Source organism: Streptomyces sp. ALB3 (assembly GCF_044385685.1).
Taxonomy (GTDB): domain Bacteria; phylum Actinomycetota; class Actinomycetes; order Streptomycetales; family Streptomycetaceae; genus Streptomyces.
This window is the reverse complement of record NZ_JBISCE010000040.1, coordinates 150,710-173,652: the sequence shown is the minus strand read 5'-3', so window position 1 is coordinate 173,652 and position 22,943 is coordinate 150,710. Positions and strand designations below refer to the sequence as shown.

The 22,943-nt window shown below is 69.3% G+C and carries 20 protein-coding genes and 2 tRNA genes; 16 read left to right on the top strand and 6 right to left on the bottom strand.

All coding sequences use genetic code 11. The features are described 5' to 3' along the window. Nucleotides 1-84: 84 nt before the first annotated feature. Complete coding sequence (locus ACHFIV_RS26505; protein WP_398973915.1) at nucleotides 85-1,530, bottom strand: amino acid permease; 1,446 nt, start codon at nucleotides 1,528-1,530, stop codon at nucleotides 85-87. A 249-nt stretch (nucleotides 1,531-1,779) separates the two neighbouring features. Here ACHFIV_RS26505 and ACHFIV_RS26500 point away from each other — a divergent pair, with 249 nt between their 5' ends. Together ACHFIV_RS26500 and ACHFIV_RS26495 are read left to right on the top strand one after the other, a co-directional pair. Beyond that, the gene (locus ACHFIV_RS26500) at nucleotides 1,780-2,268 is read left to right on the top strand and encodes a ribose-5-phosphate isomerase (protein ID WP_398973913.1); all 489 of its coding nucleotides are present in this window, start codon (nucleotides 1,780-1,782) and stop codon (nucleotides 2,266-2,268) included. Nucleotides 2,269-2,342: 74 nt separating this feature from the next. Next, the gene (locus ACHFIV_RS26495) at nucleotides 2,343-3,176 is read left to right on the top strand and encodes an Fpg/Nei family DNA glycosylase (RefSeq protein ID WP_398973910.1); all 834 of its coding nucleotides are present in this window, start codon (nucleotides 2,343-2,345) and stop codon (nucleotides 3,174-3,176) included. A gap of 10 nt (nucleotides 3,177-3,186) precedes the next feature. Here the strand turns inward: ACHFIV_RS26495 and ACHFIV_RS26490 are convergent, their stop codons facing one another. Further along, nucleotides 3,187-4,419: a GNAT family N-acetyltransferase gene (locus ACHFIV_RS26490; protein WP_398973907.1), complete on the bottom strand. Its 1,233-nt coding sequence runs from the start codon at nucleotides 4,417-4,419 to the stop codon at nucleotides 3,187-3,189. 106 nt (nucleotides 4,420-4,525) lie between these two features. Between ACHFIV_RS26490 and ACHFIV_RS26485 the strand changes: the two genes are divergently transcribed. Next, nucleotides 4,526-5,671, top strand: coding sequence for a PP2C family protein-serine/threonine phosphatase (locus ACHFIV_RS26485; protein WP_398973904.1), 1,146 nt, complete (start codon nucleotides 4,526-4,528; stop codon nucleotides 5,669-5,671). A 242-nt stretch (nucleotides 5,672-5,913) separates the two neighbouring features. Here the strand turns inward: ACHFIV_RS26485 and ACHFIV_RS26480 are convergent, their stop codons facing one another. Then, nucleotides 5,914-7,092, bottom strand: coding sequence for a cation:proton antiporter (locus ACHFIV_RS26480; protein ID WP_398973901.1), 1,179 nt, complete (start codon nucleotides 7,090-7,092; stop codon nucleotides 5,914-5,916). 151 nt (nucleotides 7,093-7,243) lie between these two features. Between ACHFIV_RS26480 and ACHFIV_RS26475 the strand changes: the two genes are divergently transcribed. After that, a complete protein-coding gene (locus ACHFIV_RS26475; RefSeq protein WP_398973898.1) occupies nucleotides 7,244-7,744 on the top strand; it encodes an HD domain-containing protein in 501 nt (166 codons plus the stop codon). Between the two features lie 47 nt (nucleotides 7,745-7,791). On the opposite strand, the gene ACHFIV_RS26470 is transcribed toward ACHFIV_RS26475, so the two are convergent. Continuing rightward, complete coding sequence (locus tag ACHFIV_RS26470; RefSeq protein ID WP_398973894.1) at nucleotides 7,792-8,946, bottom strand: acyltransferase family protein; 1,155 nt, start codon at nucleotides 8,944-8,946, stop codon at nucleotides 7,792-7,794. A 477-nt stretch (nucleotides 8,947-9,423) separates the two neighbouring features. On the opposite strand from ACHFIV_RS26470, the gene ACHFIV_RS26465 reads away from it, so the two are divergent. Beyond that, nucleotides 9,424-9,618, top strand: a complete 195-nt coding sequence (locus ACHFIV_RS26465) for a hypothetical protein (protein ID WP_073746901.1) — start codon at nucleotides 9,424-9,426, stop codon at nucleotides 9,616-9,618. Nucleotides 9,619-9,803: 185 nt separating this feature from the next. Next, nucleotides 9,804-10,151: a DUF1330 domain-containing protein gene (locus ACHFIV_RS26460; protein ID WP_398973891.1), complete on the top strand. Its 348-nt coding sequence runs from the start codon at nucleotides 9,804-9,806 to the stop codon at nucleotides 10,149-10,151. 71 nt (nucleotides 10,152-10,222) lie between these two features. On the opposite strand, the gene ACHFIV_RS26455 is transcribed toward ACHFIV_RS26460, so the two are convergent. After that, a tRNA-Gly gene (locus ACHFIV_RS26455) sits at nucleotides 10,223-10,296 on the bottom strand. A gap of 167 nt (nucleotides 10,297-10,463) precedes the next feature. Here ACHFIV_RS26455 and ACHFIV_RS26450 point away from each other — a divergent pair. The 5 genes from ACHFIV_RS26450 to clpX all read left to right on the top strand — a co-directional run bounded on the left by ACHFIV_RS26450 (nucleotide 10,464) and on the right by clpX (nucleotide 15,198). Next, nucleotides 10,464-10,540, top strand: a tRNA-Pro gene (locus ACHFIV_RS26450). Nucleotides 10,541-10,690: 150 nt separating this feature from the next. Continuing rightward, entirely contained in the window at nucleotides 10,691-12,097 is a 1,407-nt protein-coding gene (tig, locus tag ACHFIV_RS26445) for a trigger factor (RefSeq protein ID WP_398973888.1), read from the top strand. Nucleotides 12,098-12,386: 289 nt separating this feature from the next. Next, complete coding sequence (locus ACHFIV_RS26440; protein WP_031091967.1) at nucleotides 12,387-12,992, top strand: ATP-dependent Clp protease proteolytic subunit; 606 nt, start codon at nucleotides 12,387-12,389, stop codon at nucleotides 12,990-12,992. 67 nt (nucleotides 12,993-13,059) lie between these two features. Further along, entirely contained in the window at nucleotides 13,060-13,743 is a 684-nt protein-coding gene (locus ACHFIV_RS26435) for an ATP-dependent Clp protease proteolytic subunit (RefSeq protein WP_104785645.1), read from the top strand. 156 nt (nucleotides 13,744-13,899) lie between these two features. After that, nucleotides 13,900-15,198 carry an ATP-dependent Clp protease ATP-binding subunit ClpX gene (gene clpX / locus ACHFIV_RS26430; RefSeq protein WP_033299392.1) on the top strand — a complete coding sequence of 433 codons (1,299 nt, stop codon included), beginning with the start codon at nucleotides 13,900-13,902 and terminating at the stop codon, nucleotides 15,196-15,198. A gap of 73 nt (nucleotides 15,199-15,271) precedes the next feature. Here clpX and ACHFIV_RS26425 read toward each other — a convergent pair whose 3' ends face one another. Next, a complete protein-coding gene (locus ACHFIV_RS26425) occupies nucleotides 15,272-16,285 on the bottom strand; it encodes a hypothetical protein (RefSeq protein ID WP_398973883.1) in 1,014 nt (337 codons plus the stop codon). A gap of 137 nt (nucleotides 16,286-16,422) precedes the next feature. On the opposite strand from ACHFIV_RS26425, the gene ACHFIV_RS26420 reads away from it, so the two are divergent. From ACHFIV_RS26420 to ACHFIV_RS26400, 5 genes are all read left to right on the top strand, one after another. Next, complete coding sequence (locus ACHFIV_RS26420) at nucleotides 16,423-19,044, top strand: valine--tRNA ligase (protein WP_398973880.1); 2,622 nt, start codon at nucleotides 16,423-16,425, stop codon at nucleotides 19,042-19,044. A gap of 124 nt (nucleotides 19,045-19,168) precedes the next feature. Further along, nucleotides 19,169-20,692 carry a bifunctional tetrahydrofolate synthase/dihydrofolate synthase gene (gene folC, locus ACHFIV_RS26415; protein ID WP_398973877.1) on the top strand — a complete coding sequence of 508 codons (1,524 nt, stop codon included), beginning with the start codon at nucleotides 19,169-19,171 and terminating at the stop codon, nucleotides 20,690-20,692. A 3-nt stretch (nucleotides 20,693-20,695) separates the two neighbouring features. Further along, the gene (locus tag ACHFIV_RS26410; RefSeq protein WP_398973874.1) at nucleotides 20,696-21,064 is read left to right on the top strand and encodes a DUF4233 domain-containing protein; all 369 of its coding nucleotides are present in this window, start codon (nucleotides 20,696-20,698) and stop codon (nucleotides 21,062-21,064) included. An 85-nt stretch (nucleotides 21,065-21,149) separates the two neighbouring features. Continuing rightward, nucleotides 21,150-21,563, top strand: coding sequence for a nucleoside-diphosphate kinase (gene ndk, locus ACHFIV_RS26405; protein ID WP_014156293.1), 414 nt, complete (start codon nucleotides 21,150-21,152; stop codon nucleotides 21,561-21,563). Nucleotides 21,564-21,856: 293 nt separating this feature from the next. Next, complete coding sequence (locus ACHFIV_RS26400) at nucleotides 21,857-22,876, top strand: rod shape-determining protein (RefSeq protein ID WP_391771832.1); 1,020 nt, start codon at nucleotides 21,857-21,859, stop codon at nucleotides 22,874-22,876. Nucleotides 22,877-22,943 lie beyond the last annotated feature (67 nt).

Genomic DNA, 22,943 nt, shown 5'->3' with positions numbered 1-22,943 from the left:
GGCTCTCCGTTCGCTCGCGGGATCGCGGGGCGAAGGAGAGCCTTCCGGGTATCCCTGACATCCGCCGTCAGGTATGTGCGACGGTCACTCGGCCGGTGCCGCCGCCTTCGCCTTCCGGCTGCGGGCGTCGCGCACCAGCGAGATCCCCACGACCAGGGCCGCGACCAGCAGCGAGAGCAGCACCTGCTCGCGCCCGGCGTCGTCGGTCAGCATGTAGACGAGGACGAACGAGATCATCGCGATCGTCGCCCAGGTCAGGTAGGGGAACAGCCACATCCGCACGACGAGCTTCTCGGGCGACTCGCGCAGGATGATGCCGCGCATCCGCAGCTGGGTGAAGCAGATCACCAGCCAGACGAACAGGGCGACCGCGCCGGAGGAGTTCAGCAGGAACGCGAACACCGTGTCGGGCCACTGGTAGTTGAAGAACACGGCGACGAAGCCGAACACCACGGACGACAGGATCGCCGCCTGCGGCACGCCCCGCTTGTTCACCCTGGCGAACGCCTTGGGGGCGTCCCCCCGCTGCCCCAGCGAGAAGGCCATGCGCGAGGCGGTGTAGAGGCCCGAGTTGAGGCAGGACAGGACAGCGGTCAGCACGATGACGTCCATGACCTGGCCGGCGTGCGGGATGCCGATGACGTTCAGCGCGGCGACGTACGAACCGTCCTCGACGATCGACGGGTCGTTCCACGGCAGCAGGGTCAGGACGACGAAGATCGAGCCCAGGTAGAAGATGGCGATACGCCAGATCACGCTGTTGGTGGCCTTGGAGACGGCGCGCCGCGGGTCCTCGGACTCACCGGCGGCCAGCGTCACGATCTCGCTGCCCATGAAGGAGAAGACGACCATCAGCACACCCGTGAGGATGGCGCCCGGCCCTTCGGGGAAGAACCCGCCGGTGTCCGTGAGGTGGGCGAGGCCCGACCCCGCGTCGTCCGAACCCGGCAGGACGCCGAAGACGGCGAGCAGGCCGACGACGACGAACGCGCCGATCGCCACGACCTTGATCCCGGCGAACCAGAACTCGAACTCACCGTACGAGCCGACGGAGACCAGGTTGGTCGCCGTCAGCACCACCATGACGATCAGGGCCCAGGCCCACTGCGGTACGCCGGGCACCCAGCTCTCCAGGATCTTGGCACCCGCCGTGGCCTCGACGGCGAGCACCACGACCCAGAAGAACCAGTACAGCCAGCCGATGGAGAAACCGGCCCAGCGGCCCAGCGCCCGGTCCGCGTAGGCGGAGAACGAACCCGAGCTCGGCCGGGCGACGGCCATCTCGCCGAGCATCCGCATGACGAAGACGACCATGAGGCCGACCAGCGCGTACGACAGGAGAATGGCCGGTCCAGCGGCGGCGATGCCGGCACCGGAGCCGACGAAGAGGCCCGCTCCGATCACACCGCCGATGGCGATCATCGAGAGGTGACGGTTCTTGAGACCGGCCTGCAGTCCGTCCGGGGAGTCCGGCTTTCCCGGCTCACCGGGCTGTTGGCCCGGTCCAGCCAGAGTCGTCTGCGACGTCATGGATCGAATCCTTACGTTTTCTGATCACGTGTGTCGGTGTTGCCTCCGCGGGGGTGGTGCGGAAGGCAAGGCCACGCATTCAAGCCCGATCGACACCGGATGCGGAACCCCTTCATCCGGTTCCTTGACCCGATCGTTGCCCGAGTGGCCTTGCACACAGGCGCCGGATCCGGCCCGGCCCCCGGGAAGCCCGGTGGGTCCCGACCCCGCTGACGGCTACCCCGCCCGGTCCGTGCCACACTTCGCACCATGCGCGTGTACCTCGGCTCCGACCATGCCGGCTTCGAACTGAAGAACCACCTCGTCGAGTGGCTCACGGCCCACGGCCACGAGGCCGTCGACTGCGGTCCCCACATCTACGACGCCCAGGACGACTACCCGCCGTTCTGCCTGCGTGCCGCGGAGCGGACGGCCGCGGACAAGGACAGCCTCGGGATCGTCATCGGGGGCTCCGGGAACGGCGAGCAGATCGCCGCGAACAAGGTCAAGGGCGTCCGCGCCGCACTCGCCTGGAGCGAGCAGACCGCCGCGCTCGGCCGTGAGCACAACGACGCCAACGTCGTGGCCATCGGCGGACGGATGCACACGGTGGAGGAGTCCACCAAGTTCGTCGAGATCTTCCTGGCCACCCCGTACTCGGGCGAGGAGCGCCACACCCGCCGCATCGACATGCTCTCGGCGTACGAGAACACCGGCGAGCTCCCCCCTGTCCCGGCCCACCACCCGCAGCAGGGCTGAAAGGCCCGTACCCCCTTCCCCTGTGCCGCCGGGCCCCTGCCCGGCGGCACAAGCGCGTCCACAGGAGTCACGCCGTGCCCGAGGGGCATACGATCCACCGCCTCGCCGCCGACCACCACGAGCGTTTCGCGGGCCGCCCGGTGCGGGTGAGCAGCCCCCAGGGAAAGTTCGCCGACAGCGCGGCCCTGCTGGACGGCCGGACGTTCACCGGCGTCGACGCCCACGGCAAACATCTCTTCCTGGGCTTCGAGGGGGCGGTCTGGGTCCACATCCACCTCGGGCTCTTCGGGAAGCTCGGCTTCGGCACGTCCCCGGCGCCCCCGCCCACCGAGACGGTCCGGCTGCGGCTGCTCAACGACACCCACCACGCCGATCTGCGCGGGCCCACCACCTGTGCCCTGATCACGGGCCCCGAGAAGCGCGCGATACACGACCGGCTGGGGCCCGACCCGCTGCGCGCGGACGAGGACGGCGAGCGTGCCTGGCAGCGGATCTCCCGCAGCCGCGTCACGGTGGCCGCCCTGCTGATGGACCAGAAGGTCGTCGCGGGCGTCGGCAACGTGTACCGCGCCGAGGTCCTCTTCCGGCACTGCATCGACCCGTACCGCCCGGGCAGGGACCTCACCCGGGGGGAGTGGGACGCCGTCTGGGCCGACCTCGGCGCCCTGATGCGCGAGGGCGTACGGAACAACCGCATCGACACCGTCCGCCCCGAGCACCTGCCGGAGGCCATGGGCAGGCCCCCGCGGGTCGACGACCACGGCGGCGAGGTGTACGTCTACCGCCGTGCCGGGCAGGCGTGCCACATCTGCGGGACCGGGATCCGCACGGCGGACCTGGCGGCCCGCAACCTCTTCTGGTGCCCGGCGTGCCAGCCGCCCGTGTCCGGCCGCCCGACGCGCCGGTGACCGCACGGACTCAGAAGCCGTGCGGGCACCAGGGCTGCACGTCCGAGGAGAACGCCAGAGCCGCCTCCGCCAGCGCACCCACCCGGAGTTCCCGCACCTGCCCGGCCGCAGCCAGCGTCGTCAGCGACACCCCGCCCAGATAGGCGGCCCCCAACACGCCGGCGGACAGGGACAGTCCGGGGTCGTCGTCCGTCCGGCGGCAGGCAGCCGCGCTCCCCGCGTCAGCGGTCAGCCGCCAACGCCCCGCGTTCCAGGGGCAGAAGGCGTCCTGAACGTCCAGCACCACGTCGAGGGGTGCCCGGTAGGACCGGGCCGCCAGCGCCGCACCCAGGTCGACCAGGCGTACGTACAACCCGTCCCGCAGCCGCACCTCGCAGCGCCGGACGTCGGAGACCAGCCGGAGGACGGGGTCGTCCGCCGGGCGGTTGCGGCACTCGACCACGGGCATCAGGTCGATCCCGGACAGGAAGCGCCACAGCGCCGCGTACGAGGCGGGATCGAGCCCGGCCACGTCCCGCACCGCCACCGTGCCCCTCGGACCGGCGTCGTCCCAGGCCGGCCTCAGGTGGAACGTGGCGTACCCCGTCACCTCCCCGTCGCGCTCCGCGAGGACGCACTGCAGCGGGGAACCGCCCTCCCGGCGGCTCTCCGGGTCGCTCACGGCCACCCGCTCCCAGCCCGGCCGCCGCACGGGGGTACCGGGCCGGCCGGCCGCCAGCCTCGCGTAGACGGCCTCGCAGGCACCCAGCGCCCGCTCCGGGGACGACCGGCGCACGCGTACCCCGTCCGTACCCGGAGGCAGCGCCAGGCCGACCCGGGAGGTGTCGATCCGCAGGTTCAGCTCGGACGTGGCCGCACCGTAGCCGAACCGGCCGTAGATGCCGGGTTCCGACGCGAGCAGCACCGCGAGCGGCTCGCCCCAGGACCGGACGTCGTCCAGCTGGCGCCGCATCATCGAGGTCAGCAGTCCCTGTCTGCGGTGCGTCGCCGCGACGCTCACCATCGTGACCCCGGCGGCGGGCACCGCCGCGCCGCCGGGCACGGTCACCCGGAAGCTGTACGCACCGGCCGTCCCGACGCACTCGGCGCCGTCCCAGTGACCGAGCGCACGCTGCGGCTCGGCCAGCGAGGCGTACAACTCGCGGCTCTCCGGAGAGAGGGGGACGCCACCGAACGCCAGCTCCGTGCAACCGAGCCAGGCATCCCACTCCGAGGCCGTCAGCACCCGCAGGTCCGTGTTCATGAACCCCTGCTTACCAGGGCTCCGCCACCCGGGCGACCCGGTTTCGAACACATTGTCACGGGGTCCCCCCTGCACCGGAGGCCGCCGGGTGGATAAGGTCCCGGCAATGGCCCGTCGCAGAGGAGCAGACACCTACACCGCCCGGTGGCGAAGATCAGCGCACCGGGCGCGCATCGCGCTGCGCAGGTCCGGGGTCGACTACTTCCGTGGCGACGGCTCCGACTGGATAGCCCTGGCGGGACTGCTGTTCGTCATTCCGGTGATCACCTGCACCACGCTGCTCAACCCGGTCTGGTGCTCACCGGCCGCGCTGGCCCTGCCGATCGTCGCCGGCGGGCTGCTGCTGCGGCCCGCCAGCCTGCTCAGTCTCTACGCGACCGCCGCCGCCGCCCTGATCGTGGAGTCCATCGCTCTCGGCCCTTACGCGGAAGGGCCCGCCCGGGTCACGCCGGGCACCGTACTGGTCGTCGCCGCCTGCGGCTTCTTCGGCCTGGTACTCGCCCAGTTCCGGGCCAGGGTGGGCGTGCCGTGGCGGCGCGGCGGCACCATGCTCTTCGACCTGCGCGAACGGATCCGCGTCCAGAGCGCCCTGCCGCGGCTGCCCGAGGGCTGGCACCGCGAGATGGCCCTCCGCCCGGCGGGCGGTCAGTCCTTCTCCGGTGACTTCGTCGTCGCCGCCCGCACCAACGGCGGACGCACCCTGGAAGTGGTGCTCACCGATGTCTCCGGCAAGGGCATGGACGCGGGTTCCCGCGCCCTGCTGCTCTCCGGAGCCTTCGGCGGCCTCCTGGGCTCCCTGCCGCCCCACGGTTTCCTGCCCGCCGCCAACGGCTATCTGCTGCGTCAGGACTGGGACGAGGGCTTCGCCACCTCCATCCATCTCGTCCTCGACCTGGAGTCCGGCGACTACGAACTCCTCTCGGCGGGCCATCCCCCCGCGCTGCAACTGCACGCCGGCAGCGGACGGTGGGAGGAGATGGCCGCCGAGGGTCCGCTGCTCGGGGTGTACGACGGAGCGGAGTTCGACGCGGTGAAAGGGTCGCTGGCACCCGGCGACGTCCTGATGCTCTTCACCGACGGTCTGGTCGAGGCGTCCGACCGGGACATCGCCGACGGCATCGACCGGCTGACCGGCGAGGCCGACCGCTACGTCGCGACGGGCTTCGAGGGCGCGGCGTGGCATCTGATCGAGGCCTGCGCGAAGGACGTCAACGACGACCGCGCGCTGCTGCTGCTGTCCCGCCGGGGCTGAACCGTGCCGAAGCGGTCGAAACCGTACAGGCGTCAAGTTGGACGTGCCGTTGTCACCCGAACGTGAAGTCATGGCGCGTCCGCCATCCCCGACACGGGCCGGCCCCGCCGAGCCGCCGCGCACGTGTCGTGCCGGACACCTCGCTCGGGACGCGTCACCCGCGATCCGTCACTGAGGACCTGTCACCGTGCGCGCGTCCCCCGGGTGCGCGGACCGGGCCCCCGCACCCGGTCGTCGACGCCTCAGACCGGAACCGCCTCCTTGCCGGCCTCCTGCTCCGGCGTCCGTCCCCCGGGCAGGATCCGGGCGAGCCAGTGCGAGCGTCCGGCCGCCAGGGGTGACAGGACCGCGAGCAGGAGCACGTACCCGGCGATGAACGGGGAGAGGCGTTCGTCCAGGCCCGCGCCCGCCGCCATCGTGGCGAGGATCAGCGCGAACTCCCCGCGTGCCAGCAGGGTGGTGGAGATGTTCGCCGTGGCCTTCGGGCCGAAGGCGTAGATCCTGGCCGTGGCCATCCCGGCGAAGACGTTCATCGCCACGGTCACGGCGACGGCCGCCAGCACCGGCCACACCACGCTCGGCAGGTCGCCGGGGTCGATGGACAGTCCGAAGGCGAAGAAGAAGATCGCGCCGAACGCGTCCCGCAGCGGATGCACCAGCTTCATGACGCGCGGGCCCGAGGCGGTGCTGCCCAGCATCAGGCCGACCATGAACGCGCCTATCGCGTCGGCGACCCCGAACCACTCCGAGACCCCGGCCACGAAGACGGCGGCCCCGAGGAAGGAGATGACGAGCAGCTCGTCGTCCTTCGTGTCGAACAGCTTGCCGATGACCTTCGTGCCGAACCTGGCCACCAGGGCGAGCAACAGCAGGAAGCCGAAGGCCTTCCCGCCGTCGAGCACCGCCGCCCCGAGGCTGTCCGCACCGGACAGGATCGGCTGCAGGGCGGCCAGGTAGAGGGCGAGGAACACGTCCTCCACGACGATGATCCCGAGGATCGGACGGGTCTCGGGGCTGCCGATGCGGCCGAGGTCCACCAGGACCTTCGTGACGATGGCCGACGACGAGATGCCGAGCACACCCGCGAGGACCAGGGCTTCCGAGGTGCCCCAGCCCAGCGCGAAACCGAAGCCGAGACCGGCACCGACGTTCAGGGCGAGGTAGGTGCCGCCGGCGAGCGCCATCTTGCGCCCGCCCTTCTTCAGGTCGTCCAGATGGAATTCGAGCCCGAGGTAGAAGAGCAGCAGCACCAGGCCGAGAGCGGAAAGCATCTCCAGGTCGTGCGGATCGTCGAGAAGGACGACCCCGGGGGTGTGCGGGCCGAGCAGGATCCCGGCGAGGATGAACAGGGGGATGGTCGGCAGCCCGATGCGGCCGCCGACGCGGGCGAGGACGGCGGCGGCGAGGAAGGCGCCCCCCATGGCGATGAGCGTGTCTGCGTGTCCGATGAGCCCGTCTCCTTCGGTGGGTCAAGAGTGCGTCAAGAAATCGTCAGTAATTAGTTTACCGAACGATTCGCTGTGCCCCGTGGAGACGCTGCCCCGCGCGACGGTGCCCGCGTACAGTCGGCCCATGCCGATGCTGAACTTGACCCTGTCCCAGGTGGAGGCGATCGCCCGCGAGGCCCATCGCGGACAGACCGACAAGGCGGGGCGTCCGTACGCGGAACACCTGGCCGCGGTGGCCGAGGGGGTGCGGATCCGGGGCGGCAGCGAGGAGCAGATGGCGGCGGCCTGGCTGCACGACGCGGTCGAGGACGGCGCCCTGTCGCGGCAGTGGCTGGACGAGGCCCCGCTGCCGGAGCGGGTGAAAGAAATGGTCCTCGCCGTCACCAAGCGGGACGGCGAGGACCTCTCCGCGTACACCGGGCGGATTCTCGCCACGCCCGGCGCGCTGCTGATCAAGGAGGCGGACCTGGCGCACAACGCGGATCCGGCCCGGCTCGCGGTCCTGGAGCCGGTGACCCGGATCCGGCTGACCGAGAAGTACGCGCAGGTGCGCGGCCTGTTGGGGCTCGACGGCGGCGACGGGCCCACCGAGCGACGGGATCAAGCCAACCCCGCCACGGGCTGAGGTTCCCGCCGGACCGGCCCCCGCGGGAGGAGCCGATCCGGCCAGGCTCAGCGCTTGGCCGGACTCCGGCGGAAGGCCCAGTCCATGTCGGGCTCGGTCGCGAAGCGCAGCGCGCGCCGGACCGGCGGGGTGCAGAACAGGGTCACGGCGGTGGCCGCGACGAGGGAGACGACGACGAGCCCCACGGGCCCCGTGAGCCACTCGTAACGGTCGAACAGGCCGTAGTAGCCGGCGCCCTTCACGAGGAACCCGTGCAGCAGGTAGCCGCAGATCGTGCCGGCGCCCAGCGCCGTGAACCACATGGGGCGGCGCGGCACCCAGGCGAGGAACGCGACCGTGAGCAGCAGCGCGCAGCCGAACATCGCCAGGGTCATCACGGGCCCCGTCCACCACTGGAAGTCCATCTCCTGGGCGCTGTTGCTGCGGTAGAACCAGCCGAGCCGCATGCGCGGCGCCGCCCAGTAGGCGAACACCAGCGCGCCGGCGACCAGCGGCAGGGCGAGCATCCGGACCTCGCGCCGCCGGATCAGCTGGAAGTGCTCCGGCTTCATCAGCAGGCCGAGCACGAAGAACGGCAGCAGCTGGCAGACGCGTTGCAGGTCCAGGTCGTCCGTGATGCCCGGGGTGACCGAGGCGAGCGCGGCGATGCCGAGAGCGACGGGAAGGGGGTGACGCAGCGACTGCCACAGCGGTGTGGTGACGCGCCAGATGAACAGGGCGATCAGGAACCAGGTCAGGAACAGCGGGTCGAGCAGCGTGACGGGTGTGTCGTCCACGCCGCCCGCGTACCTCTTGAAGAGCGAGTACGCCGTCTCGAACAGCACGTAGGGCACGACGACCCCGGTGACGAGGCGCTTCACCTTGGCGGAGCTCATGTCGAACGACCGCGAGAAGTAGCCGGAGACGAGGATGAACGCCGGCATGTGGAACGTGTACACGACCATGTACAGCGCGCGCGTCGTGCGGCTGCCGTCCATCACCGGCTCCCACGCGTGAGCCACGGCGACGAGCACGATCGCGAGGTACTTCACATTGTCGAAGTACGCGTCACGACGCCTGGCCGGCGCGGGCACCCCGGTGCGGACCGGAGCCGCCGCCGGGGAGGCCCCGTGCACCGGCAGGGTCTGCTCGCGTCTGGGCTCCGACTCCCGGCTCTCCGGGGTGGTCGGGGCCCTCTGAATATCGCTCGGAGCTTGAGACATCCCATGCACCTTAGACCCGTCCATCGCTATGCGTAAAACCCTCAAGAGATATCGCGCGTTCCCTGCCATTCGAAAGTGAAACCACCGACAACCGACCGTTACCTGATGATTCATCCCCCTTAAATGGGGCATATCGGCGGCTGGTTGAGGGCAGTGAATTTGGTCGCACGAACTCCTGGCAAATCGCTGTGAATGAAGTGTGGGGATACGGAAACGATCGCGCCGGTCGAATTCGAACTCCCCTGCGCACAGCGGGCGCACAGATATCCGCCCCGCCCGTGCCGCCTCCGCCGGGCGCCGCGTCCGTGGGGTTGTATCCGGTCGCGGGTGGGCATGAGGATGGCGCGATCCGGCCATCTCTCCTCTTCACCCGGCAGCAGCCGCAGGGGAGTTGGTGGCACGATGGGCGCGACGGAGGTGTGCCGGGCCGCACGCCACCGGGCCGGCAAGGCGGACCGACCAAGGGTGTGATCAGTCGTGGCCATTTCACTGTCTGTGGTGCTTCTGCTGGGGATCGTCCTGGTGGTGCTGATCCGCGGCGGATCCATCAAGGGCGGGCCGGCGGTCGTCGCCGTGCTCTTCGGCTTCTTCCTGGCTTCGACGGGCATGGCGCCGTCGATCAACAGATTCATGAACTCGATAGCCGACACGATCAACCAGATCAGCTTCTGAGCCGACGGGGCGGAACCCGGTTGCGCGGACGACCGCCGACCGGGTCGCAGCCACGCGCCGGCCCGCTGTGGCCGAGCCGCACGCCCCCGTCCGGACGGCCGCCGATTACCCCCGAGGTCATCGACCCCGGTCCGCGGGCGTGCCAGGCTCCCGGTCCACGGAGACCAGCCGACCGGAAGGACGCCATGCCCGCCTACGCGATAGCCCATCTGCGAGAGGCCGCACCGCACCCGGACATCGCCGAGTACATCGAACGCCTCCCCGCCACCCTCGAGGGGTACGGCGGGACCTTCCTGGTGCACTTCGAGCAGCACGAGGTCAAGGAGGGCAGCTGGCCGGGGAGCGTCGTCCTGCTCGGCTTCCCCGGGATCGCCGAGGCGCGGGCCTGGTGGGACTCTCCCGCCTACCAGGAGATCGCGCCGCTGCGCTCGCGGCACATCGAGGGCGACATCATCCTGGTCGACGGCGTCCCCGAGGGATATGACCCGGCAGCCTCCGCCAAGGCCGTGCGGGACGCCCTGCCCCCGGGGTGACGGGCGGGCCGGCTGACGGAAAGCACTCAGGGCCGGACGGAGGGAGAATCCTCCGTCCGGCCCTGAGCCGTTGGAGCGGGCGACGGGAATCGAACCCGCGTAGCTAGTTTGGAAGACTAGGGCTCTACCATTGAGCTACGCCCGCACATGCGCACCGCAGGTCCGGTGGACCGCCGTACGGACAGCATCGTAGCGGGTCGGGGACGGTGCGCGCACACCCGTATCGGCGTGACCCGGTGCCGGGCTCGGTGACGGCCTGTGCGAAGCGGCCGACGCGGCGCTCTCCGGCATGTACCCTTCGTGTCGCACCGACGGGGTGTGGCGCAGCTTGGTAGCGCGTCCGCTTTGGGAGCGGAAGGTCGTCGGTTCGAATCCGGCCACCCCGACCACCAGCAAGATCGCATTGTGGGAGTCCTCCACCTTGCCGTTACTATGCAAATTGCGTGCCCGTGTGTCTGATGTACCGGGCTCGATCCGCGAAGCCGCCTCTCGGCGGCCCAGCAGAACCCCAAGAAGTCAGCCACCAAGGAGACCGAACCGTGAAGAGCGCCGTGGAGACCCTGAACCCGACTCGGGTTCGGCTCAGCATCGAGGTGCCCTTCGAGGAGCTCAAGGACAGCCTCGACGCGGCGTACAAGAAGATCAACCAGCAGGTCACGGTGAAGGGCTTCCGTAAGGGCAAGATCCCCAACCGCGTCATCGACCAGCGGTTCGGCCGTGGTGCTGTGCTGGAGGAGGCCGTCAACGACGCCCTTCCGAAGTTCTACACCGAGGCTGTCAACGAGGGTGAGCTCAACGTTCTGGGCCAGCCCGAGGTTGACATCACCGAGCTCAAGGACGGCGAACTGCTGGCCTTCACCGCCGAGGTGGATGTCCGTCCCACGATCGAGATCCCGGACTACTCCGGCATCGAGGTCACCGTGGACGCACTCGAAGTGACCGACGAAGAGGTCGAGAAGGCCGTGGAGCAGCTCCGCGAGCGCTTCGCCTCGACCAACCCCGTCGAGCGCGCCGCCGCCGAGGGCGACGTCGTGACGATCGACCTGGAGGCCAAGGTCGACGGAGAGGTCCTCGAGGACGGCGTGGCCGCGGGTGTCTCGTACACCATCGGCTCCGGCGAGCTCCTCGAAGGCATCGACGAGGCCGTGACCGGCCTGGAGGCGGGTGGCGAGGCCACCTTCACCTCCGAGCTGAAGGGCGGCTCCGCCGAGGGCAAGGAGGCGGAGGTCACCGTCAAGGTCACCGCCGTCGCCTCCCGCGAACTGCCCGAGCTGGACGACGACTTCGCGCAGATGGCGAGCGAGTTCGACACGCTCGCCGAGCTCCGCGAGGACAGCCGCAAGCGCCTCGAGAACACCAAGCAGTACGACCAGGCCACGCAGGCCCAGGAGCGCGTCCTGGAGGAGCTGCTGAAGCTGGCCGAGGTCCCGATCCCCGAGAAGCTCCTCGCGGACGAGGTCCAGACCCGCAAGCACAACCTCGAGCACCACCAGCTCGGCCAGATGGGTCTCGACCTCGAGAAGTACCTCGAGATCCAGGGCAAGACCCTGGAGGAGTTCGAGAACGAGACCTCCGAGCAGGCCGTCAAGGGCATCAAGACCCAGTTCATCCTTGACGAGCTCGTCAACAAGGAGAAGCTGAACGTCAACCAGGAGGAGCTCACCGAGCACCTCATGCGGCGCGCGCAGTCCTCCGGCATGAGCCCCGACCAGTTCGCCCAGGCCGTCGTCGAAGGCGGCCAGGTGCCGATGCTCGTCGGCGAGGTCGCCCGCGGCAAGGCGCTCGCCGTCGTCGTCGAGGCCGCCAAGGTCACCGACACCAACGGTGAGGTCGTCGACCTCGAGGACGACGAGGACACCGCGGACGAGGCCGTCGAGACGGTCGAGGCAGCCGAGGGTGACACCGAGGCGGCCGACGAGAAGAAGGACGAGAAGAACGAGGCCTGAGCCCCGCTCCGACCGTTGATCTGATCCGCACGGCGGGCCCCGGACGTACCGCGTCCGGGGCCCGCCGTCGTACCGGCGCCCGCGCACCGGTGGCGCACCCCTGGAACCCTTGTGCGGACTGCTTACCTTGCGCTCCAAGCGAACAGTTGGGGAAGCGGGATGGCGTTGTCCCACCTGCGCGTTAGGGTCCATGAAGAGGAAGGGCCGGGTAGTCCCGGCCCACCCGGTACGAAGACGCTGAGACGGCCGGAGCCGTCAGAGACGAGCAGGTGGATACGTGACGAATCTGATGCCCTACGCCGCCGGAGAGCCGTCCCTCGGTGGAGGCCTCGGTGACCAGGTCTACAGCCGACTGCTCGGCGAGCGCATCATCTTCCTCGGTCAGCAGGTCGACGATGACATCGCCAACAAGATCACCGCACAGCTGCTGCTCCTTGCCGCGGAACCCGACAAGGACATCTACCTCTACATCAACAGCCCCGGCGGCTCGGTGACGGCCGGCATGGCGGTCTACGACACCATGCAGTACATCCCGAACGACGTGGTCACCATCGGTATGGGCATGGCGGCCTCGATGGGCCAGTTCCTGCTCACCGGCGGCACGGCGGGCAAGCGCTTCGCCCTGCCGAACACCGACATCCTCATGCACCAGGGCTCGGCCGGAATCGGCGGTACCGCCTCGGACATCAAGATCCAGGCGCAGTACCTGCTCCGCACGAAGACGCGGATGGCCGAGATCACCGCCCACCACTCCGGCCAGACCGTGGAGACGATCATCCGCGACGGCGACCGCGACCGCTGGTACACGGCGGAGGAGGCCAAGGACTACGGCCTCATCGACGAGATCATCTCGGTCGCGTCGGGCATCCCGGGCGGCGGCGGCACCGGCGCCTGACCCGGGCGTGCACGACCCCGCACCCTCTCGTACGCCGAGACCTCCAGCCCACAGATACGCCACCAGGATGGTGAACACCCACATGAACAACCTCTCCGGCGCCTCCGCGAGCGGCCTCTACACCGGCCCGCAGGTGGACAACCGCTACGTCGTCCCGCGCTTCGTGGAGCGCACCTCGCAGGGTGTGCGTGAGTACGACCCGTACGCGAAGCTCTTCGAGGAGCGCGTGATCTTCCTCGGCGTCCAGATCGACGACGCCTCGGCCAACGACGTCATGGCGCAGCTGCTGTGCCTGGAGTCGATGGACCCGGACCGTGACATCTCGATCTACATCAACAGCCCCGGCGGCTCGTTCACCGCGCTCACCGCGATCTACGACACGATGCAGTTCGTGAAGCCGGACATCCAGACGGTCTGCATGGGCCAGGCGGCCTCCGCCGCCGCCGTCCTGCTGGCCGCGGGCACCCCGGGCAAGCGCATGGCGCTCCCGCACGCCCGTGTGCTGATCCACCAGCCGTCCTCGCAGACCGGCCGTGAGCAGCTCTCCGACCTGGAGATCGCGGCCAACGAGATCCTGCGGATGCGCACCCAGCTCGAGGAGATGCTGGCCAAGCACTCGACCACCCCGCTGGAGAAGATCAGCGAGGACATCGAGCGCGACAAGATCCTTACCGCCGACGACGCACTCGCGTACGGTCTGGTGGACCAGATTGTCTCCACCCGTAAGACCACCGCAGGCGCGTCCGTCTGACGTCGGTCTTTCCCCTTGGCACATTCCGTTTCCACGGCTTCGGCCGTGTGAACCGTGCCAAGGGGGGCCCGAACGGGGGGCCAGGCAAGGTACCGTCGGATAGAGGCACCAGGAGCCGCTGAACCAGGCTGCTCCCAGGCGAAGGGGAAGCACCTCGTGGCACGCATCGGTGATGGCGGCGACCTGCTCAAGTGCTCGTTCTGCGGAAAGAGCCAGAAGCAGGTGAAGAAGCTCATCGCGGGACCCGGTGTGTACATCTGCGACGAGTGCATCGATCTCTGCAACGAGATCATCGAGGAGGAGCTCGCGGAGACCTCCGAGGTGCGGTGGGAGGAACTCCCCAAGCCGCGCGAGATCTACGAGTTCCTCGAGGGATACGTCGTCGGGCAGGAGCCCGCGAAGAAGGCCCTCTCGGTCGCTGTGTACAACCACTACAAGCGGGTCCAGGCCGGGGAGAACGGCGGCGGAGCGAATCGCGACGACGCGATCGAGCTCGCCAAGTCCAACATCCTGCTGCTGGGCCCCACGGGCTCCGGCAAGACGCTCCTCGCGCAGACGCTGGCCCGCATGCTCAACGTCCCGTTCGCCATCGCGGACGCGACGGCGCTGACGGAGGCCGGCTACGTCGGTGAGGACGTGGAGAACATCCTGCTGAAGCTGATCCAGGCCGCGGACTACGACGTCAAGAAGGCCGAGACCGGGATCATCTACATCGACGAGATCGACAAGGTCGCCCGCAAGAGCGAGAACCCGTCGATCACCCGCGACGTCTCCGGTGAGGGCGTCCAGCAGGCCCTGCTGAAGATCCTGGAGGGCACCACCGCCTCCGTGCCGCCGCAGGGCGGACGGAAGCACCCGCACCAGGAGTTCATCCAGATCGACACGACGAACGTCCTGTTCATCGTCGGCGGCGCCTTCTCGGGCCTCGAGAAGATCATCGAGTCGCGGGCCGGCGCCAAGGGCATCGGCTTCGGCGCGACGATCCGCTCCAAGCTGGAGATCCAGGCGAGCGACCAGTTCCAGGAGGTCATGCCGGAGGACCTGGTGAAGTTCGGGATGATCCCCGAGTTCATCGGCCGCCTCCCCGTGCTGACCTCGGTCCACAACCTGGACCGTGAGGCGCTGCTCCAGATCCTGATCGAGCCGCGCAACGCGCTGGTGAAGCAGTACCAGCGCCTGTTCGAACTCGACGGCGTGGAGCTGGACTTCGAACGCGAGGCGCTCGAAGCCATCGCCGACCAGGCGATCCTCCGCCAGACGGGCGCGCGCGGGCTGCGCGCCATCATGGAAGAGGTCCTCCAGTCCGTGATGTACGAGGTGCCGTCCCGCAAGGACGTGGCCCGCGTCGTCATCACGCCGGACGTCGTCCGCAACAACGTCAACCCGACGCTGGTCCCGCGCGAGCCGCGCACGATCGGCAAGAACGACGGCGGCCGCCACGAGAAGTCCGCGTAGCGGCAGCGATAACGACGCGCACGCGAAGGGGCGCCCGGCCACCGGCCGGGCGCCCCTTCGCGTGGAGCCGCGATCAGATCTTGGTGCGTGAGGTGTTGTAGAGCTTGGCCGTGAGGGCCGCCACCTCGTCCTGCGACATGGACTTGTTGGTCATGGCGGCGCCGATGTCGACGCCGACGACCGCAGCGACGGTGCTGTGGTCGGCCCAGATGCAGACGGGCATGATCATTTCCTTGGGGCCGCCGGCCGGAGTGCCGTCGGCCTGGTCGTTGACCGTCTTGATGTCCTGGCACTTCATGAGCGCACCCTCGAAGCCCGCGGGCGTGACGCTCTTGGGACTGCCGACCAAGGACGTCTTGGCGTCGTTGTCACTCTTGGCCATGCCCAGCTTGGCCTGCGCGAACATACCGTCGAGGGCCTTGGCGGGGTCGCTGACCTCGCCCCAGTTGCCGTACATCATGAGCATCTTGGCCGTGAGGGGGTTCTTCTCCAGGTCGCCGCTCTGGTACTGGGCTTCAGCCTTGTGGGCGTCCTTGATGCCCAGGGCCTCGGCCTCCGACTTCTCCTTGCTCGTCATCGTGTCCGAGGAGGAGCTCTTGTCACTCTTCTTGTAGTCGTCCACCGAGGCTGCCGGTGTGAGCTTGTACCCCTTGGTGGAGTCGGCGACGTCGCTGCTGCCGGCGCCCGACGTCAGGAACCAGGCGCCTCCCGCGACCAACGCCAGCGCCACCACGGCCGCGCCGACGATCAGCCCCGTCTTCTTCTTCGGGGCGCCCGGCTGCGGAGGCATGCCGGGGTACGCCTGCTGGCCGCCGTACGGCGGGGTGGGCGGCGGCTGCTGGCCGTACGGCCCCGGCTGCTGGCCCTGCGGGTAGCCGTAGCCCTGCGGGGGCTGCTGCTGCGGCGGGACGCCCTGAGGGGCCTGCTGCGGGTAGCCGTAGCCGGGCTGGCCCTGCGGCGGCGCCTGCGGCGGATGGCCGCCGTAGGGTCCCGGCTGCTGCCCGTACGGTCCCGGCTGCTGGCCGTAAGGCCCGGGCTGGCCCTGCGGCGGCTGTCCGCCGTACGGACCCGGCTGGTTGTAGCTCATGGCGCTGTCCCCTCCAGAATGCTTATGCGTTCCGAACATCCTGACGGAAGCGGCGCCCACTCAGTGCATCCGGTCGTACACCGTTACTCAACAAACCGGTTTCAATGCACGACTGTGACGCCCCTAAACTGTGTCGCGTGACCGAGAACGCAGCGCAGCAGCCAGCCAGCACCCCCGAACTGCCGACCCAGTACGCGCCGGCCGAGGTAGAGGGGAAGCTGTACGAGCGCTGGGTGGAGCGCGGTTACTTCACGGCCGACCCGGAGAGCGAGAAGCCTCCGTACACGATCGTCATCCCGCCGCCCAACGTCACCGGATCGCTGCACCTCGGCCACGCCTTCCAGCACACGCTCATGGACGCCCTCACCCGCCGCAAGCGGATGCAGGGCTACGAGGCGCTGTGGCTGCCCGGCATGGACCACGCCGGCATCGCGACCCAGAACAAGGTCGAGCAGCAGCTCGGCGAGGAGGGCAAGTCCCGCCACGACCTGGGGCGCGAGGAGTTCGTCGAGCGCGTCTGGAAGTGGAAGGAAGAGTACGGCGGCAAGATCCTCGGCCAGATGCGCCGTCTCGGAGACGGTGTCGACTGGTCCCGTGAGCGCTTCACGATGGACGAGGGGCTGTCCGCCGCCGTCCAGACGATCTTCAAGCGGCTGTACGACGACGAGCTGATCTACCGCGCCGAGCGCATCATCAACTGGTGCCCGCGCTGCCTGACGGCGATCTCCGACATCGAGGTCGACTACCAGGACGACGACGGCGAGCTCGTCTCCATCAAGTACGGCGAGGGCGAGGAGACGCTGGTCGTCGCCACCACCCGTGCCGAGACGATGCTCGGTGACACCGCGGTCGCCGTCCACCCCGACGACGCGCGCTACACGCACCTCATCGGCAAGCGGATCAAGCTGCCGCTGACCGACCGCACCATCCCGGTCGTCGCCGACCACCACGTCGACCCGGAGTTCGGCACGGGCGCCGTCAAGGTGACCCCCGCGCACGACCCCAACGACTTCGCGATCGGCCAGCGCCACGGCCTGGAGTCGATGACGGTCATGGACGAGCGCGGTGTCATCACCGTCGCCGGCCCGTTCGAAGGGCTGGACCGCTTCGAGGCCCGTTCGGCCATCGTCGGAGCGCTGCGCGAGCAGAGCCGGATCGTCGCGGAGAAGCGCCCGTACGTCCACTCCGTCGGCCACTGCTCCCGCTGCCGCACGACCGTCGAGCCCCGGCTCTCCCTCCAGTGGTGGGTCAAGGTCGAGACCCTCGCCAAGGCCGCCGGTGACGCGGTCCGCGACGGCCGGGTCGCGATCCACCCCAAGGAGATGGAGAAGCGGTACTTCGACTGGGTCGACAACCTCAACGACTGGTGCATCTCGCGCCAGCTCTGGTGGGGCCACCGCATCCCCGTCTGGTACGGCCCCGAGGGCGAGGTCGTCTGCGTCGGCCCCGACGAGCAGCCGCCCACCGGTGAGGGCTGGACGCAGGACAACGACGTCCTGGACACCTGGTTCTCGTCCGGCCTGTGGCCGTTCTCCACGCTCGGCTGGCCCGAGGAGACCCCGGACCTCAAGAAGTTCTATCCGACCGACGTCCTCGTCACCGGCCACGACATCATCTTCTTCTGGGTCGCCCGGATGATGATGTTCGGCCTGTACGTCATGGACGGCGAGGCCCCGTTCAAGAAGATCGCGCTCACCGGGCTGGTCCGTGACGAGCGCGGCAAGAAGATGTCGAAGTCCTTCGGCAACGTCGTCGACCCGCTGGACTGGATGGACACGTACGGCTCCGACGCCGTCCGCTTCACCCTGGCCAGGGGCGCCAACCCCGGCACCGACGTCCCGATCGGCGAGGACTGGGTCCAGGCCTCCCGCAACTTCGCCAACAAGATCTGGAACGCCACCCGTTTCGCGATGATGAACGGCGCGACGGTCGAGGGCGAACTCCCGCCCGCCGAGAAACTGTCGGCCACCGACCGGTGGATCCTGTCGCGGCTGAACAAGACCGTCGCCGACGCCGACGCGCTCTACGAGGACTTCCAGTTCGCCAAGCTCAGCGACGCGCTGTACCACTTCGCGTGGGACGAGGTCTTCGACTGGTACGTCGAGCTGTCGAAGACCACGTTCTTCGCGGGCGGCGAGCAGGCCAAGGTCTCCGCACGGGTCCTCGGCGAGGTCCTGGACGTCACCCTGCGGCTGCTGCACCCGATCGTCCCGTTCGTGACGGAGCAGCTCTGGACCACGCTCACCGGCCAGGAGTCCGTCGTCGTCGCCGACTGGCCGAAGGACAGCGGCTTCCGCGACGACGCGGCCGAGAAGGAGATCGAGCTCGTCCAGGAGGTCGTCACCGAGGTCCGCCGCTTCCGCTCCGACCAGGGGCTCCAGCCCGGTCAGAAGGTCCCGGCCGAGCTGACGGTCACCGGGACGGTGCTCGCGGCGCACGAGGCGGCCATCCGCCAGCTGCTGCGCCTGCAGCCCGCAGGCGACGGCTTCCACGCCACGGCCACGCTGCCGGTCGCCGGAGCGACGGTCGCCCTGGACCTGTCCGGCACGATCGACGTCGAGGCCGAGCGCAAGCGCCTCACGAAGGACCTGGGCGCCGCCGAGAAGGAGAAGGCCCAGGCCACCGGGAAGCTCGGGAACGAGGCGTTCCTGGCCAAGGCCCCGGACAACGTGGTCGACAAGATCCGTGGCCGGCTGGCCAAGGCCGAGGCGGACATCGACCGGATCGCCGCTCAGCTGGCGAACCTGCCGAAGGGCTGATGACCTGAGTGCGGAGCCCCCGCGCCCCCGACCGACCGGGAGCGCGGGGGCTTCGCCGTACTCCGGGACGGGCGCGGGAGCGGGCGCTGCGCGCGATGTCCGTGGCCATCCGTAGACTGGCCCTGTGAGTGAGCCCCGCCCTTCAGACCGGCACGACGCGTCAGATCCCGACGACACCTTCGCGGAGATCGTCGACGAAGAGACCCAGCGCGACCCCGACCTGGCGGTGATCGAGGCCGGGAGCCGGACGCTGCGCACCCAGTCGGGCCCTCCGCAGGGCGAAGCGGTCCCCGACCGCCCCGCCGACCCCGAGACCGACCGTGCGCTGCGCGAGGTGGAGCAGGAGCTCGCCGGCCGCTGGGGCGAGACCAAGCTCGAACCCTCGGTGACGCGCATCGCGGCCCTGATGGACCTGCTGGGCGAGCCCCAGCGCGCCTACCCCTCGATCCACATCACGGGGACGAACGGCAAGACCAGCACGGCCCGCATGATCGAGGCCCTGCTGGGCGCCTTCGAGCTCCGCACCGGCCGCTACACCTCCCCGCACGTCCAGTCGATCACCGAGCGGATCAGCCTGGACGGCGTCCCGGTCGAAGCCGAGCGCTTCATCGAGACGTACAACGACATCAAGCCGTACGTCGAGATGGTCGACGCGCAGCAGCCCTACCGGCTCTCGTTCTTCGAGGTGCTGACGGGCATGGCGTACGCGGCGTTCGCCGACGCGCCGGTCGACGTCGCGGTCGTCGAGGTCGGCATGGGCGGCACCTGGGACGCGACGAACGTCATCGACGCCTCGGTCGCCGTCGTCACCCCCATCTCGCTGGACCACACCGACCGTCTCGGCTCCACCGCGGCCGAGATCGCCGGTGAGAAGGCAGGGGTCGTCAAGCAGGACGCGACGGTGATCCTGGCCCAGCAGCCGGTCGACGCCGCGCAGGTCATGCTGAAGAAGGCCGTGGAGGTGGATGCCACGGTCGCCCGCGAGGGCATGGAGTTCGGCGTCGTCTCCCGCGAGATCGCCGTCGGCGGGCAGCTGCTGACCCTGCGGGGACTGGGCGGCGAGTACGACAACATCTTCCTGCCCCTCTACGGGGCGCACCAGGCGCACAACGCGGCGGTGGCGCTCGCCGCCGTCGAGGCGTTCTTCGGTATCGGCGCCGAGCAGGCCCGCAGCCTCGACGCCGACGTGGTCCGCAAGGCCTTCCTGTCGGTGCTCTCGCCCGGCCGCCTGGAGGTCGTCCGGTCCAGTCCGACCGTCGTCCTGGACGCGGCGCACAACCCGGCCGGCGGCCTCGCCGCAGCCGAGGGGATCTCCGAGGCGTTCAGCTTCTCCCGGCTGATCGGAGTGGTGGGCGCGAGCGACGGCAAGGACGTCCGGGGTCTCCTGGAGGCCTTCGAGCCGATCTTCGCCGAGGTCGTCGTCACCCAGAACTCCAGCCCGCGCGCCATGGACGCCGACGCACTGGCCGCGGTGGCCGTCGAGGTGTTCGGGAACGACCGCGTCCAGGTCGAGCCGCGCCTGGACGACGCGCTGGAGGCGGCCATCACCCTCGCCGAGGAAGAGGCCGAGTACGCGGGCGCCGGAGTGCTGGTGACCGGATCCGTGATCACGGTCGGCGAGGCCCGGCTGCTTATGGGAAGGCGCTGACCTGTGCGTACGCTCTGCGCATCGACGCTGATCGGTGAGTTCTTCGTCATCGGCTTCGCCGGACTGGTGGCCATGAAGTCCGACGGCCTGTCCACGGGCACGGTCTGGGCGGTCTGCGGCGTCGGCATGCTGCTGTCCGTCCTGCTCTGCGGTCTGATCACCCGGCCGGGTGGCATACAGCTGGGCTGGGCCTTCCAGGTCCTGCTGGTGCTGAGCGGCTTCTTCGTCCCGATGATGTTCGTCCTCGGGGTGATCTTCGGTGCCCTGTGGTGGGCCTCGGTGCACTACGGGCGCAGGATCGACGAGGCGAAGGCGCGGTGGGCGGCCCAGGCCGGGGACCAGGACACCACGCAGGCTCCGGCCCAGGGATGACGCAGAGTGAGCCCGGCCGTGTCGTCGTACGCGGCCCCCTGTAATCTCGCCCTCACCCGCACCGAAAGTCTGCAAGGAGCCGCACATGACTCAGCGCACCCTCGTCCTTCTCAAGCCCGACGCCGTCCGGCGTGGGCTGATCGGCGAGATCGTCGGCCGCATCGAACGCAAGGCCGGCTGGACGATCACCGCGCTGGAGCTGCGCACCCTCGACCAGGAGACCCTGGAGCAGCACTACGGGGAGCACAAGGGCCGCCCCTTCTACGAGCCGCTCGTCGAGTTCATGGCGTCCGGTCCCGTCGTCGCCCTGGTGGCCGAAGGCGAGCGGGTCATCGAGGGCGTCCGCGCCCTGGCCGGCCCCACCGACCCGATCGCCGCCGCGCCCGGCTCGATCCGTGGTGACTTCGGCACGATCACCCGCGAGAACCTCATCCACGCCTCGGACTCCGAGGAGTCCGCAGAGCGAGAACTCAAGCTTTTCTTTCCCGGCCTTTCCTGACTTCGGCTCCGCCAATCAGCGCTCATGACCTGGGGCGACCGAAGTAATTCGGTCGCCCTTCGGCATAGGGTCACGTATCGCGGGAACCCATCCTCCCGACGTAACGTCACCATGGGTGGAACGGGCAGCCGTTCCACCCGCCACGGCGAAGGACCCTCGCGCTGTGTCCGTGCATACGGCACTACGATGGAAGCTTCCACGCCCGCAGCGCCAACCCTCGCCTACCTGGAACAAGCCATTCTTCGCTTCTCGGGAAGGCCCGACGCATCCTCATGGGGAACAAGGGGAACTCAATGTCGTTCATCGGCCGTGACATGGCTATCGACCTCGGGACTGCCAACACGCTGGTGTACGTCAGGGGGCGCGGCATCGTTCTGAACGAGCCGTCCGTCGTGGCCATCAACACCAACACCGGCGGCATCCTGGCGGTCGGCGCCGAGGCAAAGAAGATGATCGGCCGCACACCGGGCAACATCGTCGCCGTGCGGCCCCTGAAGGACGGCGTCATCGCCGACTTCGAGATCACGGAGCGCATGCTCCGCTACTTCATCCTCAAGATCCACAAGCGCCGCTACCTGGCCCGCCCGCGAGTCGTCGTCTGTGTGCCCTCCGGCATCACAGGGGTCGAGCGACGCGCCGTCATCGAGGCGTCGACGCAGGCAGGCGCGCGCCAGGTGCACATCATCGAGGAGCCCATGGCCGCGGCCATCGGCTCGGGCCTGCCGGTCCACGAGGCCACGGGCAACATGGTCGTCGACATCGGTGGCGGCACCACCGAGGTCGCGGTGATCTCGCTCGGCGGAATCGTCACCGCCCAGTCGATCCGGGTGGCGGGCGACGAGCTGGACAACGCGATCATCCAGCACGTCAAGAAGGAGTACTCCCTCCTCCTCGGCGAGCGCACCGCCGAACAGATCAAGATCACGATCGGTTCGGCGTACGAGATGGAGAAGGACGAGCACACCGAGATCCGTGGACGCGACCTCGTCTCGGGGCTGCCCAAGACCGTCGTCATCTCCGCGACCGAGGTGCGCAAGGCCATCGAGGAGCCGGTCAACGCGATCGTCGACGCCGTGAAGACGACGCTCGACAAGTGCCCGCCGGAGCTCTCGGGCGACATCATGGACCGCGGCATCGTTCTCACCGGCGGTGGGGCGCTCCTGCGCGGACTCGACGAGCGGCTCCGCCACGAGACGGGCATGCCGATCCACATCGCCGAGGACCCGCTGGACTCGGTGGCGCTCGGATCCGGGAAGTGCGTCGAGGAGTTCGAGGCACTCCAGCAGGTCCTGGACGCCCAGCCCCGACGGTAGAACACGATGTTCCGCCGTACGGGCACTGCCGTCCCGTACGGCGGAACGTTGGTATACAGGCACGAAC

Coding starts and splice junctions, on each gene's coding strand:
- ACHFIV_RS26505 (WP_398973915.1), bottom strand. CDS start 1,530: ATGACGTCGCAGACGACTCTGGCTGGACCGGGCCAACAGCCCGGTGAG.
- ACHFIV_RS26500 (WP_398973913.1), top strand. CDS start 1,780: ATGCGCGTGTACCTCGGCTCCGACCATGCCGGCTTCGAACTGAAGAAC.
- ACHFIV_RS26490 (WP_398973907.1), bottom strand. CDS start 4,419: ATGAACACGGACCTGCGGGTGCTGACGGCCTCGGAGTGGGATGCCTGG.
- ACHFIV_RS26485 (WP_398973904.1), top strand. CDS start 4,526: ATGGCCCGTCGCAGAGGAGCAGACACCTACACCGCCCGGTGGCGAAGA.
- ACHFIV_RS26480 (WP_398973901.1), bottom strand. CDS start 7,092: ATGGGGGGCGCCTTCCTCGCCGCCGCCGTCCTCGCCCGCGTCGGCGGC.
- ACHFIV_RS26475 (WP_398973898.1), top strand. CDS start 7,244: ATGCCGATGCTGAACTTGACCCTGTCCCAGGTGGAGGCGATCGCCCGC.
- ACHFIV_RS26470 (WP_398973894.1), bottom strand. CDS start 8,946: ATGTCTCAAGCTCCGAGCGATATTCAGAGGGCCCCGACCACCCCGGAG.
- ACHFIV_RS26460 (WP_398973891.1), top strand. CDS start 9,804: ATGCCCGCCTACGCGATAGCCCATCTGCGAGAGGCCGCACCGCACCCG.
- ACHFIV_RS26440 (WP_031091967.1), top strand. CDS start 12,387: ATGCCCTACGCCGCCGGAGAGCCGTCCCTCGGTGGAGGCCTCGGTGAC.
- ACHFIV_RS26435 (WP_104785645.1), top strand. CDS start 13,060: ATGGTGAACACCCACATGAACAACCTCTCCGGCGCCTCCGCGAGCGGC.
- ACHFIV_RS26425 (WP_398973883.1), bottom strand. CDS start 16,285: ATGAGCTACAACCAGCCGGGTCCGTACGGCGGACAGCCGCCGCAGGGC.
- ndk (WP_014156293.1), top strand. CDS start 21,150: ATGACTCAGCGCACCCTCGTCCTTCTCAAGCCCGACGCCGTCCGGCGT.
- ACHFIV_RS26400 (WP_391771832.1), top strand. CDS start 21,857: ATGTCGTTCATCGGCCGTGACATGGCTATCGACCTCGGGACTGCCAAC.